Genomic DNA, 17,136 nt, shown 5'->3' with positions numbered 1-17,136 from the left:
CCTCCCTTCCTCTTCCGACCTCAACCGAAAGGCGACGGCCGATGTCCGACCAGGCGAAGCTGCGCGAATACCTCAAGCGTGCGATCGCGGATTCCCACCAGGCCCGCAAGCAGCTGGCCGCCGTCGAGGAATCGATGCGCGAGCCGATCGCCGTCGTGGGACTGGGATGTCGCTACCCGGGCGGGGTCGTGAACCCGGCGGGACTGTGGGACCTGGTCACCCGGGGCGCGGACGCGGTCTCGGAATTCCCGGCCAACCGCGGCTGGGACCTCGGATCGCTGTTCGACAGCGACGCCGGGCAGGCCGGCCGGTCCTACAGTCGCGGCGGCGGATTCCTGCTCGACGCGGACCAGTTCGACGCGGGCTTCTTCGGACTGTCCCCGCGCGAAGCGCTGGCCATGGACCCGCAGCAGCGGCTGCTGCTCGAAACCGGCTGGGAGGCACTGGAATCGGCGGGACTGGTGCCGCGTGCGCTGCGCGGCACCCAGACCGGCGTGTTCGCCGGGCTCATGTACTCCGACTACGGCGCGCGGCCCGGTGTGGGCGGGGAGTTCGAGGGGTATCTGTTCGCCGGTAGCGCGGGCAGTATCGCGGTGGGCCGCCTGGCGTACCTGCTGGGCCTGGAGGGTCCGGCGATCTCGGTCGACACCGCGTGCTCGTCCTCGCTGGTGGCGCTGCACCTGGCGGCGCAGTCCCTGCGGCGCGGGGAATGCGACCTGGCGCTGGCCGGTGGCGTGACGGTGATGTCGACGCCGCAGGCGTTCGTGGAGTTCTCGCGTCTGCGCGGTCTGTCGGAGGACGGCCGCTGCCGCTCCTACGGCGCCGGCGCCGATGGCACCGGCTGGGCCGAGGGCGCTGGTTTGCTGGTGCTGCAACGCTTGTCGGACGCGGTGGCCGCGGGCCGGGACGTGCTGGCGGTCATCCGGGGCAGCGCGATCAATCAGGACGGCGCGTCCAACGGCCTGACCGCGCCGTCCGGCCCCGCGCAGGAGCGGGTCATCCGGGCGGCCCTGGCCGACAGCAGGCTGTCCGCGAGTGAGGTCGACGCGGTCGAGGGCCACGGCACCGGCACCCGGCTCGGCGACCCGATCGAGGCGCGGGCGCTGCTGGCCACCTACGGCAGCGACCGGGCCGCCCGGCAGCCGCTGCTGCTGGGCTCGCTGAAATCCAACTTCGGGCATTCGCAGGCGGCCGCGGGCGTGGGCGGCGTGATCAAGATGATCGAGGCCATGCGGCACGGCGTGCTGCCCCGCACCCTGCACGCGGAAACCCCGACCCCCGAGGTGGATTGGTCCTCGGGGGCGGTGGAGCTGCTCGTGGAGCCCCGGGACTGGCCCGAGACCGGGCAGCCGCGCCGGGCCGGTGTGTCGTCGTTCGGGTTCGGCGGCACCAACGCCCACGTGATCGTCGAACAGGCTCCGGTTCCGGAAACCGCTGAGCCGCAGCCGGTCACGGTGGAACTGCCCGTGGTGCCGTGGCTCGTCTCGGGCCGAACGCCCGAGGCCGTCGCGGCGCAGACCGCCAGACTGCGTGAGTACGTGGCGGATTCGCCCGCCGGTGATCTGGATATCGCCTACTCGCTGGCCACCGCGCGCACCGCCTTCGAGCACCGCACCGTGTTGTGGCCCGGCACGGACGCCGCCGACACCGCGCCCATCGTCGCCGGTGAGGGCGGGCTGGGCGTGGTGTTCACCGGTCAGGGCGCGCAGCGGATCGGTATGGGCGCGGAGCTGGCGGCTCGCTTCCCGGTCTACGCCGAGGCTCTGGACGAGATCGCGGCCCTGCTGGATCCGCTGCTCGGCCGCTCGCTACGGGAGCTGATCACCAGCGGCGAGGGACTCGACGGCACCGGTATGGCTCAGCCCGCGCTGTTCGCCGTCGAGGTCGCCCAGTGGCGGCTGCTGCGCTCCTGGGGCGTGAATGTCCGTGCGGTGGCGGGCCATTCGGTGGGTGAGTTCGCGGCGGCGCACGTGGCCGGTGTGCTGTCGCTGGCCGACGCGGCCCGTCTGGTGGCGGCCCGTGGCGCGTTGATGCAGGCGCTGCCGACGGGTGGCGCGATGGTCGCGGTCTCGGTGTCCGAGGCGACGGTGCTGCCGCTGCTGGGTGATCTGGTGTCGATCGCGGCGGTGAACGGTCCGGAGTCGGTGGTCCTGTCGGGCCCGGAGGAGGCCGTCCTGGCGGTCGTCGCTCAGCTGGACTGCCGTCACAAGCGGTTGACCGTGAGCCACGCCTTCCACTCGGCCCTGATGGACCCCATGCTCGAGCAGTTCCGCGCGGCCGCCGAGACCATCACCTACTCGCCGTCCACCATCCCGTTCGTCTCCACCCTCACCGGCCAGGTCACCGAGCCGGCGGGCGCGGACTACTGGGTGGACCAGGTGCGCGGCGCCGTCCGCTTCGCCGACGCCGCGACGACGCTCGCCGGACTCGGCGTCAGCGCCATCGCGGAGATCGGCCCCGACGCCGTCCTCACCCCGCTGCTGGAAGCCGTCACCGACACCCCCGCGATCGCGATGCAGCGCCGCGACAGCGCCGAAGCCGATACCCTCGTCCGCGGTCTCGCGAGCCTGCACGCGCACGGCATCGGCATCGACTGGGAGGCGTTCTTCGCCGGCACCGGCGCCCGCCGGGTCGCGCTGCCCACCTACGCGTTCCAGCGCGAGCGGTACTGGCTGCACCCCAATACGGCCTCGGCCGCCTCGGGTTTCGACCCGGTCGACCACCCGATCCTCACCGGCGTGCTGCACCTGTCCGACATCGACGGCGCGCTGCTCACCGGTGTGCTCGACCTCAATACCCAGCCCTGGCTGACCCAGCACACCATCGACGGCGCCACCATCGTCCCCGGCACCCTGCTGCTCGAGCTGGCCTTCCGGGCCGCCGCCGAAGCCGCCGAAGAACTCTCCCGGGTCGAGGAATTCACCATCGCCGCGCCCCTGGAACTCACCGATCAGCCGGTGACGCTCCGGGTCAGCCTCGCCGCCGCCGACGACAACGGCAAGCGACAGGTGGAGATCCGCTCCCGCGTGGCGGGCGGCCAGGACTGGCGGCTGCACGCAACCGGACTGCTGGGCGCGGCCGACGCGAGCACCGACCCCGGCGTCATCGGCGAGTGGCCTCCCCGCGGCGCGCAGGAAGTCGACCTCGCCGGGGCCTACGACCGCGCGGCCGACCACGGCTACGAGTACGGCCCGGTGTTCAACGGGTTGCGCAAGCTGTGGCGTCGCGGCGAGGACCTGTTCGCCGAACTCGCCCTCGACGACGAGTACGCCGCCGGGGCCGACCGGTTCACCGTGCACCCCGCCCTGCTCGACGCCGCGGCGCACGCGCTGGTCCCGGGCATCTCCGACACCGATCGGCCCGCGCTGCTGCCGTTCTCGTGGTCCGGGGTCGCGATCCCCGAATTCCCGGCGACGGCGCTGCGGGTCCGGATCACCCCGGCCGGGCGCGACGCGGTCACCATGCTCATCGCCGACGGATCCGGCGCGACCCTCATCGCCGTGGACGCGCTGGCCTTGCGCCCGCAGGCCGCGGCCGGTGCGGACCAGACGCTGTTCGAGCTGGAGTGGAGCGAAATCCCCACTCCCGCCGCGGGATCCGACCGCAGCGGGTGGGTGGCGGTCGGCGAGGTACCGGGCGTGGAGACCCGGTACGCCGAGCTGGACGAGGTCACCGGCACGCCCGCCGTGGTCGTGGTCAAGCTGCCCGCCGCCGAGCAGGACACGGAGATTCCCTCCGCCGCACACGATGTCGTCCACCACGCCCTAGCGGTCGTGCGCACCGCCATCGTCGACGAGCGATTCGTGAGTTCCCGGCTGGTGTTCCTCACCGAGTCCGCGGCCGGTCCCGCCGCCGCGAACCTGCCGCAGAGCGGAGCCTGGGGCTTGGTCCGCGCGGCCCAGACCGAACACCCGGAGCGCTTCACGCTCGTCGACGTCGACACCGACCCCGGTTCGTGGGACGCCCTCGACGCCGCCATCGCGAGCGGTGAGCCGCAAGTGGCGATTCGCGGTGGGGCCCTGCATGTCCCGCGCCTGATCCGCGCCCGCGCCGCCACCGTCGACACCGATCCCTGGACACAGGGCACGGTGCTGATCACCGGCGGCACCGGCACCCTCGGCGCGGCCCTCGCCCGGCATCTGATCGACACCCACGGCACCCGCTCGCTGCTGCTGCTGAGCCGCCGCGGTCTCGACGCGCCCGGCGCGCCCGACCTGCGGGCCGAATTGACCGAGCGCGGAGCGGAAGTCACGGTCCTCGCCTGCGACGTCACCGATCCGGCCGGGCTGGCCGCCGTCATCGCCGCGCACCCGGTGCACGCGGTCGTGCACACCGCGGGCGTGCTCGCCGACGGCATCGTGGAATCGCTGACCCCCGACCAGGTCACCAGCGTGCTGCGGCCCAAGGTCGACGCGGCCTGGGCGCTGCACCAGGCCACCCGCGACCTGGAACTCGGTGCGTTCGTGCTGTTCTCGTCGCTGGCGGGTCTGGTCGGCACGGCGGGCCAGGCGAACTATGCCGCCGCCAACACCTTCCTCGACGCGCTCGCCGAGCACCGCCGCTCGCTCGGACTCCCCGCGGTGTCCATCGCGTACGGCCTGTGGGAGCAGGCCAGCGGCATCACCGACGAGATGAGCGCCGTCGACCGCGAGCGCATCCGCCGCCTCGGCGTCCTGCCGCTGCCGACCGCCGCCGGGCTGTACGCCTTCGATGCGGCCACGGCCCTCGGCGTCCCGCTGCTCGCGGTCACCGGCCTCGACACCGCCGCCCTGCGGTCCTCCGGCGACGTCCCGGCGATGTTCCGCCGCCTGGCCCCCGCGACCCGCGCCCGCAAGTCTCCGCGCGACGGATTCGCCGCCCGCCTGGCCCAGCTCTCCGAGACCGAGCGGGCCGCGGCCCTGCTGGACCTGGTCCGCACCAATGCCGCCGCGGTCCTGGGGCATTCGGGCTCCGGCGCGGTCGGTGCGGACCGGTCCTTCCAGGATCTCGGGTTCGATTCGCTGACCGCGGTCGAACTACGCAACCGGCTGGCCGAGGCCACCGGCGTGCGCCTGCCCGCCACCCTGGTCTTCGACTACCCGACGCCCGCGACCCTGTCGGAGCGGCTGTCCGGTGAGCTGGTCGGCGCGAAGCCGCAAGCCGTGGCGACGGCCACGGTGACCGCCCGGGACGACGAACCGATCGCCATCGTCGGCGTCGGCTGCCGCTACCCCGGCGGCGTCACCGATCCGGACCAGTTGTGGGACCTCGTGTTCCGCGGCGTCGACGCGGTCTCGGAATTCCCGACCAATCGCGGTTGGGACCTGGGCTCGCTGTTCGACAGCGATGCCGAACAGGCCGGCCGGTCCTACAGCCGCGGCGGCGGATTCCTGATGGACGCGGACCTGTTCGACGCGGGCTTCTTCGGACTGTCCCCGCGTGAGGCCCTGGCCGTGGACCCGCAGCAGCGCATGCTGCTCGAAACCGGCTGGGAAGCCCTGGAATCCGCGGGCATCGTGCCCCGCAGCCTGCGCGGCTCACGGACCGGCGTGTTCGCGGGGGTGATGTACTCCGACTACGGCGCGCGCCCCGGCGTCGGCGGCGAACACGAGGGCTACCTGTTCGCCGGCAGTGCGGGCAGTATCGCGGTGGGCCGCCTGGCCTACTCGCTGGGCCTCGAAGGACCCGCGATCTCGGTCGACACGGCCTGCTCGTCGTCCCTGGTCGCACTGCACCTGGCCGCGCAATCCCTGCGTCGCGGCGAATGCGACCTGGCCCTGGCCGGCGGCGTGACCGTCATGTCCACGCCGCAGGCGTTCGTGGAGTTCTCCCGCCTGCGCGGCCTGTCGGTGGACGGCCGGTGCCGCTCCTTCGGCGCGGGCGCCGACGGTACCGGCTGGGCCGAAGGCGCGGGACTGCTCGCGCTGCAACGACTCTCCGACGCGCGCCGCGAGGGCCGCGAGGTGCTGGCCGTGCTGCGCGGCTCCGCGGTCAACCAGGACGGCGCGTCCAACGGGCTGACCGCGCCCAACGGCCCGTCCCAGGAACGCGTCATCCGCGACGCGCTCGCCGACGCCGCCCTGCTCGCCTCCGAGGTCGACGCGGTCGAGGGCCACGGCACCGGCACCCGCCTCGGCGACCCCATCGAGGCCCAGGCCCTGCTCGCCACCTACGGCAGCGACCGGGCGGGGGACCGGCCCCTGCTGCTGGGCTCGCTGAAGTCCAACTTCGGGCACTCGCAGGCGGCCGCGGGCGTGGGCGGCGTGATCAAGATGATCCAGGCCATGCGCCGGGGCGTGCTGCCGCGCACCCTGCACGCGGAAACCCCGTCGCCCGAGGTGGATTGGTCCGCCGGGTCCGTGGAACTGCTGAACGAGGTTCGGGACTGGCCCGAGACCGGGCAGCCGCGCCGGGCCGGTGTGTCGTCGTTCGGGTTCGGCGGCACCAACGCACACGTCATCGTCGAACAGGCTCCGGAGCCGGAAGCGGCCGAGCCGCAGGCGGTCTCGCTGGAACTGCCGGTGGTGCCGTGGGTGATCTCCGGTCGCACGCCGGCCGCGGTCGACGCCCAGGCGGCCCGGCTGCGGGAGTTCCTCGCGAATTCGACCGTGCGGGAACTGGATATCGCGTTCTCGCTCGCCACCGCGCGCACCCCCTTCGAGCACCGGGCCGCCGTGGTCGGCGGCGACACCGGGGAACTGGTCGCCGCGCTCGCCGACGCGCTGCCGGTCACCGCGCGATCGGGCGGCACCGCCTTCGTCTTCACCGGCCAGGGTGCACAGCGCCTCGGGATGGGAATGGACCTGTACGAACGCTTCCCGGTCTTCGCCGCCGCGTTCGACGAGGCCGCCGCGCACCTCGACCCGCTGCTGGGCCGGTCGCTGCGCGAGCTGATCACCACCGGTGACGGTCTCGACGGCACCGGGACGGCCCAGCCCGCACTGTTCGCCGTCGAGGTCGCCTTGGCGCGACTGCTGGCGCACTGGGGGATTCGCTGCGACTACGTCGCCGGGCATTCGGTGGGTGAGTTCGCGGCGGCGCACGTGGCCGGTGTGCTGTCGCTGGCCGACGCGGCCCGTCTGGTGGCGGCCCGTGGCGCGTTGATGCAGGCGCTGCCGACGGGTGGCGCGATGGTCGCGGTCTCGGTGTCCGAGGCGACGGTGCTGCCGCTGCTGGGTGATCTGGTGTCGATCGCGGCGGTGAACGGTCCGGAGTCGGTGGTCCTGTCGGGCCCGGAGGAGGCCGTCCTGGCGGTCGTGGCCCAGTTGGACTGCCGTCACAAGCGGTTGACCGTGAGCCACGCCTTCCACTCGGCCCTGATGGACCCCATGCTCGACGAATTCCGCGCCGTCGCGGAATCGGTCACCTACTCCACACCGGCCATCCCGTTCGTCTCGACCGTCACCGGTCGGATCGCCGAGCCCACCACGGCGCGGTACTGGGTCGACCAGATTCGCCGGCCGGTCCGGTTCGCGGATGCCGCAACCACTCTGGCTGCCCTCGACGTCACCGTGCTGGCCGAGGTCGGACCCGACGCGGTGCTCACGCCGCTGGCCGACCAGGTCACCGACACCGCCGCCATCGCCCTGCAACGCCGCGACACCGAGGAGGCCCGCGCCCTCATCGCCGGTGTGGCGCAACTGCACTCCCTCGGCGCGACCGTCGACTGGGCGGCGTTCTTCGCCGGGACCGGCGCGCGCCGGGTCGCCCTGCCCACCTACGCGTTCCAGCGCGACCGGTACTGGCTGCACCCGACCGCCTCCACCGCCACCTCGGGTTTCGACCCGATCGAGCACCCCGTGCTGACCGGCGTGCTGCACCTGCCCGACGCCGACAGCGTGCTGCTCACCGGCGGCCTGAACCCGAACGCGCTGCCCTGGCTGGCCGCCCACACCACACCCGCGACCACCCTGGTCCCGCCCGCCGTCCTCGTCGACCTCCTGCTGCGGGCCGGCGACGAAGTCGGCGCGGACCACATCGAGCAGCTGGAACTGACCCGGCCGCTCACCGTCCCCGCGGGCCAGGAGGCCCAGCTGCACGTGGTCATCGGCGCGGCCGACGACACCGGCCGCCGCACCGCCGGAATCCGGGCCAGGTCCGCGGGCGGCGCCTGGACCGCCATCGCCACCGGCGCCCTCGCCCGCGGCGGCGATCCGGGCACCTCCGTGGCGGCCGACCAGCCCGCCGAGCACCACCTGCCCGCCGAATCGGCCATCCAGGCCACCGGATTCGCCCTGCACCCGGAACTGCTGGACGCGGCTCTGCCGAGCACCCTCGGCGCGGATTCGGTGCTGGCACCGGTCATCTGGCGGAACGTGCGCCTGTACGCCACGGGCGCGGACGCCGTCCGGGCCCACGTGCGACCGGTGGACGGGGACGCGGTCACCGCGTATCTGACCGATCCGGCCGGGAACCCGGTGTTCAGCGCCGAAGCCGTCGAGTTCCGGACCCTCGAACTCGGCATCGACAGCGAAACCCCGGGCGACACAGGGCGATCCGCGCCGATTCGCCCGGCGGCCGTCACGGCCGACACCGCCGAGGTCCTGCGGGCCCGGCTCGCCGATCTCGACGAGACCCAGCAGCTCGACGCCGTGGTGGACACGGTTCGTGCTCAGCTGGCCGCGGTGCTCGGCATCGCGGACCCCCTGAGCATCGAGGCCGACCGCCCGTTCCAGGAACTCGGCATGGACTCCATGACCGCGGTGCAGCTGCGTAACCGGCTCTCCCTGGCGACCGGAACCACGTTGCCCGCCACCGCCGTCTTCGACCGGCCCACCCCGGCCGACCTGGCCGCGTTCGTCCTCGACGCTCTCCGGCCGCCCGCCCCCGCCGACGTGCTGTGGGCGGAACTGGACCGCTGGGAACGCGTCGCCGACGACCTGGGCGAGGCCGACCGCGACCGGATCGCCGAGCGGCTGCGCGAACTGGCCGGCCGCTGGGCTGCGAGCCCGGTCACCGAGAACCCCGCGACCGAGGCCGTCGACGCACACCTCGCCACCGCCTCGGCCGAGGAACTCCTGAGCTTCATCGACGGCGAACTCGGCCGCATTTCCGACCACGAGCTGGGCTGAAAAGAGGACACCGGCAATGCCTGAAGACAAGAAACTGGTCGAGTACCTGCGCTGGGCCACAGCCGAACTCACCAAGGCCAAGGGCCGCATCACCGAACTCGAATCGGCGTCGGCCGAACCCATCGCGGTCGTGGCGCAGGCCTGCCGCTACCCGGGCGGCGTGAACTCCGCCGCCCAGCTGTGGGACCTGGTCGACACCGGCACCGACGCCATCACCGAATGGCCCGCCGACCGCGGCTGGGACGTCGCGGCCCTCTACGATCCCGACCCCGAGCACGTCGGCACCTCGACCACCCGCCACGGCGGATTCATCGACCACGCCACCGATTTCGACGCCGGACTGTTCGGCATCTCCCCGCGCGAGGCCCTCGGCATGGACCCCCAGCAGCGGGTCGTGCTCGAAACCGCCTGGGAACTGTTCGAATCCGCGGGCATCGACCCGATGTCGCTGCGCGGCAGCGGCACCGGCGTGTTCGTCGGCGCCGGCGAGCAGAGCTACCTCGACCTGGCCGCGCCGCCGGACCTCGAGGGCTACGCCATGACCGGGCGACTGGGCAGCGTGGTCTCGGGACGGCTCGCCTACACCTTCGGGTTCGAGGGCCCCGCCCTCACCGTCGACACCGCGTGCTCGTCCTCGCTGGTCGCCGTGCACCTCGCGGCGCAGGCGCTGCGGCGCGGCGAATGCGACCTCGCGGTGGCCGGTGGCGTCACCGTCTACGGACACCCCGGCGGCTACATCGAATTCTCGCGGCAGCGCGGCCTGTCCGCCGACGGCCGCTGCAAGTCCTACGGCGCGGGTGCGGACGGCACCGGCTGGTCGGAGGGCGTGGGTCTGCTCGCACTGCAACGACTCTCGGACGCCGTCGCCTCCGGTCGCGAGGTGCTCGCCGTCCTGCGTGGCTCCGCGGTCAACCAGGACGGCGCGTCCAACGGGCTCACCGCGCCCAACGGCCCCTCCCAGGAACGCGTGATCCGCGCAGCCCTGGCCGACGCCGGACTCTCCGCCGCCGAGGTGGACGCCGTGGAAGGCCACGGCACCGGCACCCGGCTGGGCGACCCGATCGAGGCCCAGGCGCTGCTGGCCACCTATGGCCGGGAACGCACCTCGGCGCGGCCGCTGTGGCTGGGATCGATGAAATCCAATATCGGCCACACGGTCGCGGCGGCGGGCGTCGGCGGCGTCATCAAGATGATCGAGGCCATCCGCCACGGCGTTCTGCCCAAGACCCTGCACTCGGAGACGCCCAACCCGGATGTGGATTGGTCGTCGGGCACGGTGCGCCTGCTGAACGAAGCCCAGCCCTGGCCCGAGACCGGGGCTCCGCGCCGGGCCGCGGTGTCCTCGTTCGGCGTCAGCGGCACCAACGCCCACATCGTCATCGAACAGGCTCCCGCGCCGGACGCGCCGGAACCGCGGCCGGATTCAGCGGATTCGCCGGAAGCCGCAGCGCCGCAGCCGGTTCGGCTTCCATCACTGCTCTGGCCGGTGTCCGGCAAGTCCGCGGCCGCGGCCCGCGCGCAGGCGGCCGCGCTGGCGGAATTCGCCGCCGGCACCGACGCTCGGGACCTGGACATCGCGTACTCGCTCGCGACCACCCGCACCCAGCTGGAGTACCGGACCGTCGCCGTCGGCCGCGACCGGGCCGAACTGCTCGCCGGTCTGACCACCGACCCGACCTCCACCCGGACCGGCAAGACCGCCTTCGTCTTCACCGGTCAGGGCGCCCAGCGCCCCGGCATGGGTCTGCGCCTCCACGATGCCTTTCCGGCCTTCGCCGCCGCGTTCGACGAGGTCTGCGGCCACCTGGACCCGCTGCTGGATCGACCGCTGCGCGACGAGATCACCTCCGGCGAGCGGCTCGACGAAACCGCCGTCACCCAGCCCGCCCTCTTCGCCGTCGAATACGCGCTGGCGAAGCTGGTGGCGTCCTGGGGCATTCGCGCCGACTACCTCACCGGCCACTCGGTCGGCGAACTCGTCGCCGCCCAGCAGGCGGGCGTGCTGTCGCTGGCCGACGCCGCCACCCTGGTCGCCGCGCGGGCCCGCCTCATGAACGCGTTGCCGCGCGGGGCGATGCTCGCGGTGCGTGCGGGCGAGGACGCCGTGCGCGACCAGCTCTCCGACCGGGTGAGCCTCGCCGGCGTCAACGGACCCGCCTCGGTGGTGCTCGCCGGCTCGGCCGAGGACCTGGAGGCCATCGCGGAAACCCTGGGACAGCGCGGGATCCGCTCCCGCCGCCTGGCCGTCAGCCACGCCTTCCACTCCCACCACATGGACCCGATCCTCGACGAGTTCGAGGCGGTGGCCCGCGGACTCACCTTCCGGCCCGCCCGCATGCCCATCGTGTCCAATGTGACCGGCGCGCTCGCCGCCCCCGGCGACCACGCCGATCCCGCGTACTGGCCGCGCCACATTCGCGGCACCGTCCGGTTCTCCGAGGGCGTCGCCGCCCTGGCCGCGGCCGGGGTGACCAAGTTCGTGGAGATCGGGCCCGACGCCATCCTCAGCGCCCTGGTCGACGAAACCCTCCAGGACCGCCCGCACATCTCCATCCCCGTGCTGCGCCGCACCGCAGAAGACGACGAGACCGCCCTCGCCGCCGTCGCCACGATGCACGCCAACGGCGTGCGGGTCGACTGGGAGCAGGTGTTCGCGTGCACGGGCGCACGCCGAATCAGCCTGCCCACCTATGCGTTCCAGCGCTCGCGGCACTGGGCGGGCGACACCGTCATCGGGGCCGCGGGCACCGGATCGGCTCTCGGCCACCCCGTCCTCGAGGTGGCGGTCGACCTGGCCGACCGCACCGCCGACGGTGTGGTCGCCACCGGCCGCCTGTCCCGCCGGCAGCGCTGGATCGAACCGGGCGCGCCCGTCCCCGCCGCCGTCCTGGTGGAACTGGCCACCCGCGCAGCGGACGAACTCGGCTGCACCGAACTGTCCGCCTTGACCGTTCGCACTCCGCTGACCATGCCCGCCGGGGCCGACCTGCACATCCAGGCCCGGGTCGGCGGCCTGCTGGACAACGGCGACCGCACGGTGTCGATCCACTCCCGGCCCTCGGGATCCTCGGGACCGTGGATCCCGCACGCCCATGGCAGCGTCCGATTGCGCATCGGCGCACCGGATTTCGAACTCACCGAGTGGCCGCCGACGGCGACCGACGACGAGACTCACGCCGAGGTCGCGCTGCCGGACGAATTCGCGCCCGAGGCAGCGGGTTTCGGCGTGCACCCGGTGCTGCTGCACGCCGCGCTGGCCGCTGTCGCCCCCGGAACGGTGCGGGAACTGCGGGACGTCCGGCTGTTCTCCACCGGTGCGACGGCCCTGCGGGTACTGGCCCGCACCGGCGGCGACGGCTCGACCACGCTGCAGCTCGCCGACCGGGCGGGCGTGGCCGTCGCCACCCTGCGCGCGGTGACCGCGCCAGTGGCATCGATTGCGGCGCGGCCGGATATCGACGAGATGGCGTTCACCGTCGACTGGATGCCCGCCGCCGTCAGCGGTCGCGCCATCCGCTGGGGCGCGGTCTCCGGCACCGAGCAGTTGCCCGAGGTCGGGGAGACCACACTGTTCGCGGACCTGGCCGAGGCCGCCACCGCGGACAAGCCGGTCGACGCCATCCTGGCCCCGATCGGCGCCGCGCCGACCGTCGACCCGGTACTCGGCGCGCACGAACTCTCCCGGCGTGCACTGACTCTCGTGCAGCGCTGGATCGCCGTCGAGGACCGCACCGCCGCACCGCTGGTCGTGGTGACCGAGCGGGCCATGGGCTCCGGAGCCACCGACGTCGCCGCCGCGAGTGTGTGGGGTCTGCTGCGCTCGGCCCAGTCGGAGCTGCCCGGCCGCATCGTGCTGGCCGACATCGACGACGATCCGGCCTCGACCGCCGCCCTGTCCGCGGTCGTCACGGCAGGGGAACCCCAGGTCGTTATTCGCGAAGGCCGCGTCTTCGTGCCGCGACTGCAGCGCGTCGCCCTGCCCGCCCCGGCCCGCTGGGTGGGGGAGTGCGTGCTGATCACCGGTGGTACCGGCTCTCTGGGCGCCATGCTGGCCCGCCACCTGGTCACCGAGCGCGGGGTCGAGCGCCTGGTGCTGCTCAGCCGTCGCGGCCTGGAAAGCCCGGGGGCGGAAGCGCTTCGGGCCGAACTGACGGCTTCCGGCGCACAGGTCGACATCGTCGCGTGCGATGCCGCCGACCGCGACGCCCTGGCCGCCGTGCTCGCCGCGCACCCCGTGACCGCGATCGTCCACACCGCGGGCGCCACCGACGACGGCCTGCTGCGCGACCTCGACCCGGACCGGCTGGCCGCGGTCCTGCGGCCCAAGGCCGACGCCGCCTGGCTGCTGCACGAACTCACCCTCGACCGGGAACTCACCGCGTTCGTGCTGTTCTCCTCGGTGGCCGGGATCATCGGCGGGCCGGGCCAGGGCAACTACGCCGCGGCCAATGTCTTCCTCGACGCGCTCGCCGCCCACCGCGCCGGACTCGGCCTGCCGGCCACCTCCATCGCGTGGGGCCTGTGGGAACAGGAGGGCGGCATCAGCGGCCACCTCGACGACGCCGACAAACAGCGCATCGCGCGCGGCGGCTTCCCAGCCCTGCCCGCCGAATCCGGTCTGGCCCTGCTCGACGCGGCCGCCGGATCGGAACGGACCCTGGTCGTGGCCACCCCGCTGGAACTGTCCGCCATCCGATCCCGGCCGACCCGGCTGCTCTCGGGCCTGCTGCCCACCCAGCGCGCGGTGGCGGGCAATGCCGAGGCCGCCATCTCGATCACCGAACTGCTGCGCGGCCGCGCCCCGGCCGAACAGCACGCCCTGGTACTCGACCTGGTGCTGCGCGAAGCCGCCGCCGTCCTCGGCCACCAGGGCGCCGAAGCCCTCGACAGCACACGAGAATTCAGCGAAGCGGGCTTCGACTCGCTGGCCACCGTCGAATTCCGCAATCGGCTGCAGGCCGCGTTCGGGACCCGGCTGCCCGCCACCGTCGCCTACGATCACCCGACCCCCGAGGCGCTGGCGGGGTTCATCCTCGCCGAATCCGGCGACGGCGCGACCGGGGCCATCGACTTCGCCGCCGAAGTGCGCCTGGCCGACGACATCCGCCCCGCGGACACCGTCGTCCGCGTCGCCACCGACCCCGATCACGTATTGCTCACCGGCGCTTCGGGATTCCTCGGCGCGTTCATGCTGCGCGACCTCATGACGACCACCGAGGCCGTGGTGCACTGTGTGATCCGCGGCGCGGACCAGGCCGCCGCGACCGAGCGGCTGATCGCCAACCTGGAGTTCTACCGGGTGTCGGGCGAAGTGGACCTGAACCGGGTTCGCGTCATCGTCGGCGATCTCGCGGCCCCGCGACTCGGGCTGTCCGAGACCGACTTCGACGATCTCGCGAAGCTGGTCGACGTGGTGTTCCACGCGGGGGCGACCGTGCACTGGCTCCAGCCCTACCCGTTGCTGCGTGACGCCAATGTCGGTGGCACCGAGGAGATCCTGCGCCTGGCCGCCCGCCACCGGACGGTTCCGGTGCACTACGTCTCCACCGTCGGCGTCTTCCCGGGCGCACCCGCGGACGGCGCGCCGCTGGCCGTGGACGACCCGACCGGTCCGCCCGAGGTGCTGCCCAGCGGCTACCTGCGCACCAAATGGGTGGCCGAGCAGAACATCGGACTGGCCCGCGACCGGGGCCTGCCGGTCTCGGTGTACCGCGTCGACGTGATCTCCGGCGACCAGCGCCACGGCGCCTGCCAGACCCGCGACTTCGTCTGGCTCACCCTCAAGGGCATCATTCAGGCGCGGGCCGTGCCGCCCGTCGGCAACGGCTACTTCCACTTGGCCCCGGTCGACTACGTCAGCGCCGCCATCGTCGCTTTGGCCGCGAACCCGGACGCCGCCGAGCGAACCTTCCACCTGCACAACCCGCTTCGGGTCGCGCTGCCCGAACTGGTCGAGCGGCTGCGGGCCATGGGCTATCCGATCGAGGACCGTGACCGGGCCGACTGGCTCGCCGAGATCGGCGCCACCACCGACAACGCCCTGGTCCCGCTGCTCGACGCCTTCGAGGCCATGATCGGCGACACCGCGGCCTTCTACCCGGCCATCGACGTGTCCGCGACCGAGGCCATGCTGACCGGCACCGGCATCGTGTGCCCGCCGGTGTCGGGCGACCTCTTCCGCACCTACGTCCAATTCTTCATCGAGTCGGGCCATTTCCCGGCGCCGGAACGGAGTGAGCACTGATGACCGAACTCGTCGAACGGCCCGTCACCATCGCGCCCGCGCGGCTGCGATCCCGGGTCGAGGAAATGCACGGCGTCAAACACGAAGCCGTGCACGGTATCCCCTCGAGCGCCACGGAACGGCAGCACTCGATCGGGAAGCTCACCGTGCGTGAGCGGCTGGAGCTGCTGTTCGATCCGGGCACCTTCCGGGAGGTCGACCAGCTGCGCCGGCACCGGGCCACCGCCTTCGGCATGGCCGACCGCAAACCGCACACCGACGGCGTGGTCACCGGCTGGGGAAAGGTGCACGGCCGCACCGTCTTCGCCTACGGCCACGACTTCCGGATCTTCGGCGGCTCGCTCGGCGAGGCGCACGCGGAGAAGATCCACAAGCTCATGGACCTGGCCGAGGCCGCGGGCGCGCCGCTGGTCGGCCTGAACGACGGCGCGGGCGCGCGCATCCACGAGGGCGTGACCGCGCTGGCCGGATACGGCGGCATCTTCCGCCGCCACGTCCGCGCCTCCGGCGTCATCCCGCAGATCAGCGTGATGCTGGGCCCGTGCGCGGGCGGCGCGGCCTACTCGCCCGCCCTCACCGACTTCGTGTTCATGGTGCGCGGCATCTCCCAGATGTACGTGACCGGACCGGATGTGGTGCGCACCGTCACCGGCGAGCAGGTGTCCCACGACGAACTCGGCGGCGCGGACGTGCACGGCTCCGGTTCGGGCGTCGCGGGATTCGTGTACGACACCGAGGAGGAGTGCCTCGAGGAAGTGCGCTACCTGATCTCGCTGCTGCCCGCCAACAATCGCGAACGCCCGCCCGCCGTGGAGACCGCGGACGCACCCGACCGGCGCAACGACGCGCTCGCCGACCTGGTGCCCGCCGACTCCACCCAGGCCTACGACATGCGGGCCGTCATCGAGGAGATCGTCGACGACGGCGAGTATTTCGAGGTGCACGCACACTGGGCCCGCAATATCCTCTGCGTCTTCGCCCGCCTCGGCGGCGAGGTGGTGGGCATCGTGGCCAACCAGCCCTGCGTGCTGGCCGGCGTGCTCGACATCGAAGCCTCCGAGAAGGCCGCGCGTTTCGTGCAGACCTGCGACGCGTTCAACATCCCCATCGTCACCCTGGTCGACGTGCCCGGCTTCCTGCCCGGCACCGGCCAGGAACACGCGGGCATCATCCGGCACGGCGCGAAACTGCTCTACGCCTACTGCAACGCCACCGTCCCGCGGGTGCAGGTGATCCTGCGCAAGGCTTTCGGCGGCGCGTACATCGTCATGGACTCCCGATCCATCGGCGCGGACCTGTCCTTCGCCTGGCCCTCCAACGAGGTCGCCGTGATGGGTGCGGAGGGGGCCGCGCAGGTGATCTTCCGGCGTGAGATCGGTTCCGCGCCCGACCCGGATCTGGTTCGGGCGCAACGGATCAAGGAATACCAGCAGGAGCTGATGCATCCCTACTACGCCGCCGAACGCGGCCTGGTCGACGATGTCATCGACCCCGCCGACACCCGGGCCGTACTCATCGACAGCCTGGCCATGCTCGCCGCCAAACACGCGCCCATCCCGGCCCGCAAGCACGGGAACCCGCCCGCATGAGCGGCGAGACGGGGGTACTCGCGGGCGAGACCGGGGCACTGGCGGTGGAATCGGGCCGACCCGGCGACGACGAACTCGTCGCCCTGGTCCTGGCGCTGAGCGCCGTCACCCGACCGGCGCGGCGGACGGCGGCGGTCCGGGCGGCGGCCTGGACCCTGCCCGCGCCCGCACAGCAGCCGCCCACCTCGTGGCGGCATCGGGGTCAGTCCCGCTGACCCGGAGGTCCCGATGAGCGGCAGCGTGGCCGCCCATC

General features: G+C 72.9%; 3 protein-coding genes and 1 pseudogene. All 4 read left to right on the top strand.

Annotated elements, in window-relative coordinates; genetic code table 11:
* The first annotated feature begins 41 nt into the window (after nucleotides 1-41).
* The 4 genes and pseudogenes from ACFYTS_RS29495 (at nucleotide 42) to ACFYTS_RS29480 (ending at nucleotide 17,098) form a co-directional block, all read left to right on the top strand.
* Nucleotides 42-9,050: an SDR family NAD(P)-dependent oxidoreductase gene (locus ACFYTS_RS29495; protein ID WP_387308789.1), complete on the top strand. Its 9,009-nt coding sequence runs from the start codon at nucleotides 42-44 to the stop codon at nucleotides 9,048-9,050.
* 19 nt (nucleotides 9,051-9,069) lie between these two features.
* Nucleotides 9,070-15,294, top strand: a pseudogene (locus ACFYTS_RS29490) (type I polyketide synthase); the annotation flags it as partial.
* On the top strand, nucleotides 15,294-16,883 hold the full coding sequence (locus tag ACFYTS_RS29485; protein WP_357284341.1) for an acyl-CoA carboxylase subunit beta: 1,590 nt from the start codon (nucleotides 15,294-15,296) through the stop codon (nucleotides 16,881-16,883). The pseudogene ACFYTS_RS29490 and the gene ACFYTS_RS29485, both read left to right, overlap by 1 nt.
* Entirely contained in the window at nucleotides 16,880-17,098 is a 219-nt protein-coding gene (locus ACFYTS_RS29480; protein ID WP_387308786.1) for a hypothetical protein, read from the top strand. Before ACFYTS_RS29485 ends, ACFYTS_RS29480 begins: the two co-directional genes overlap by 4 nt.
* The last annotated feature ends 38 nt before the right edge of the window (nucleotides 17,099-17,136 follow it).

It is taken from the genome of Nocardia sp. NPDC004151 (genome assembly GCF_042874235.1).
GTDB lineage: Bacteria > Actinomycetota > Actinomycetes > Mycobacteriales > Mycobacteriaceae > Nocardia.
Note: the sequence above shows the minus strand (reverse complement) of the source record. Positions and strands in the feature narration are given on the sequence as shown.

What these genes read in the sequence shown, in the direction of transcription:
- ACFYTS_RS29495 (WP_387308789.1), top strand. Translation starts at nt 42, where the DNA reads ATGTCCGACCAGGCGAAGCTGCGCGAATACCTCAAGCGTGCGATCGCG.
- ACFYTS_RS29485 (WP_357284341.1), top strand. Translation starts at nt 15,294, where the DNA reads ATGACCGAACTCGTCGAACGGCCCGTCACCATCGCGCCCGCGCGGCTG.
- ACFYTS_RS29480 (WP_387308786.1), top strand. Translation starts at nt 16,880, where the DNA reads ATGAGCGGCGAGACGGGGGTACTCGCGGGCGAGACCGGGGCACTGGCG.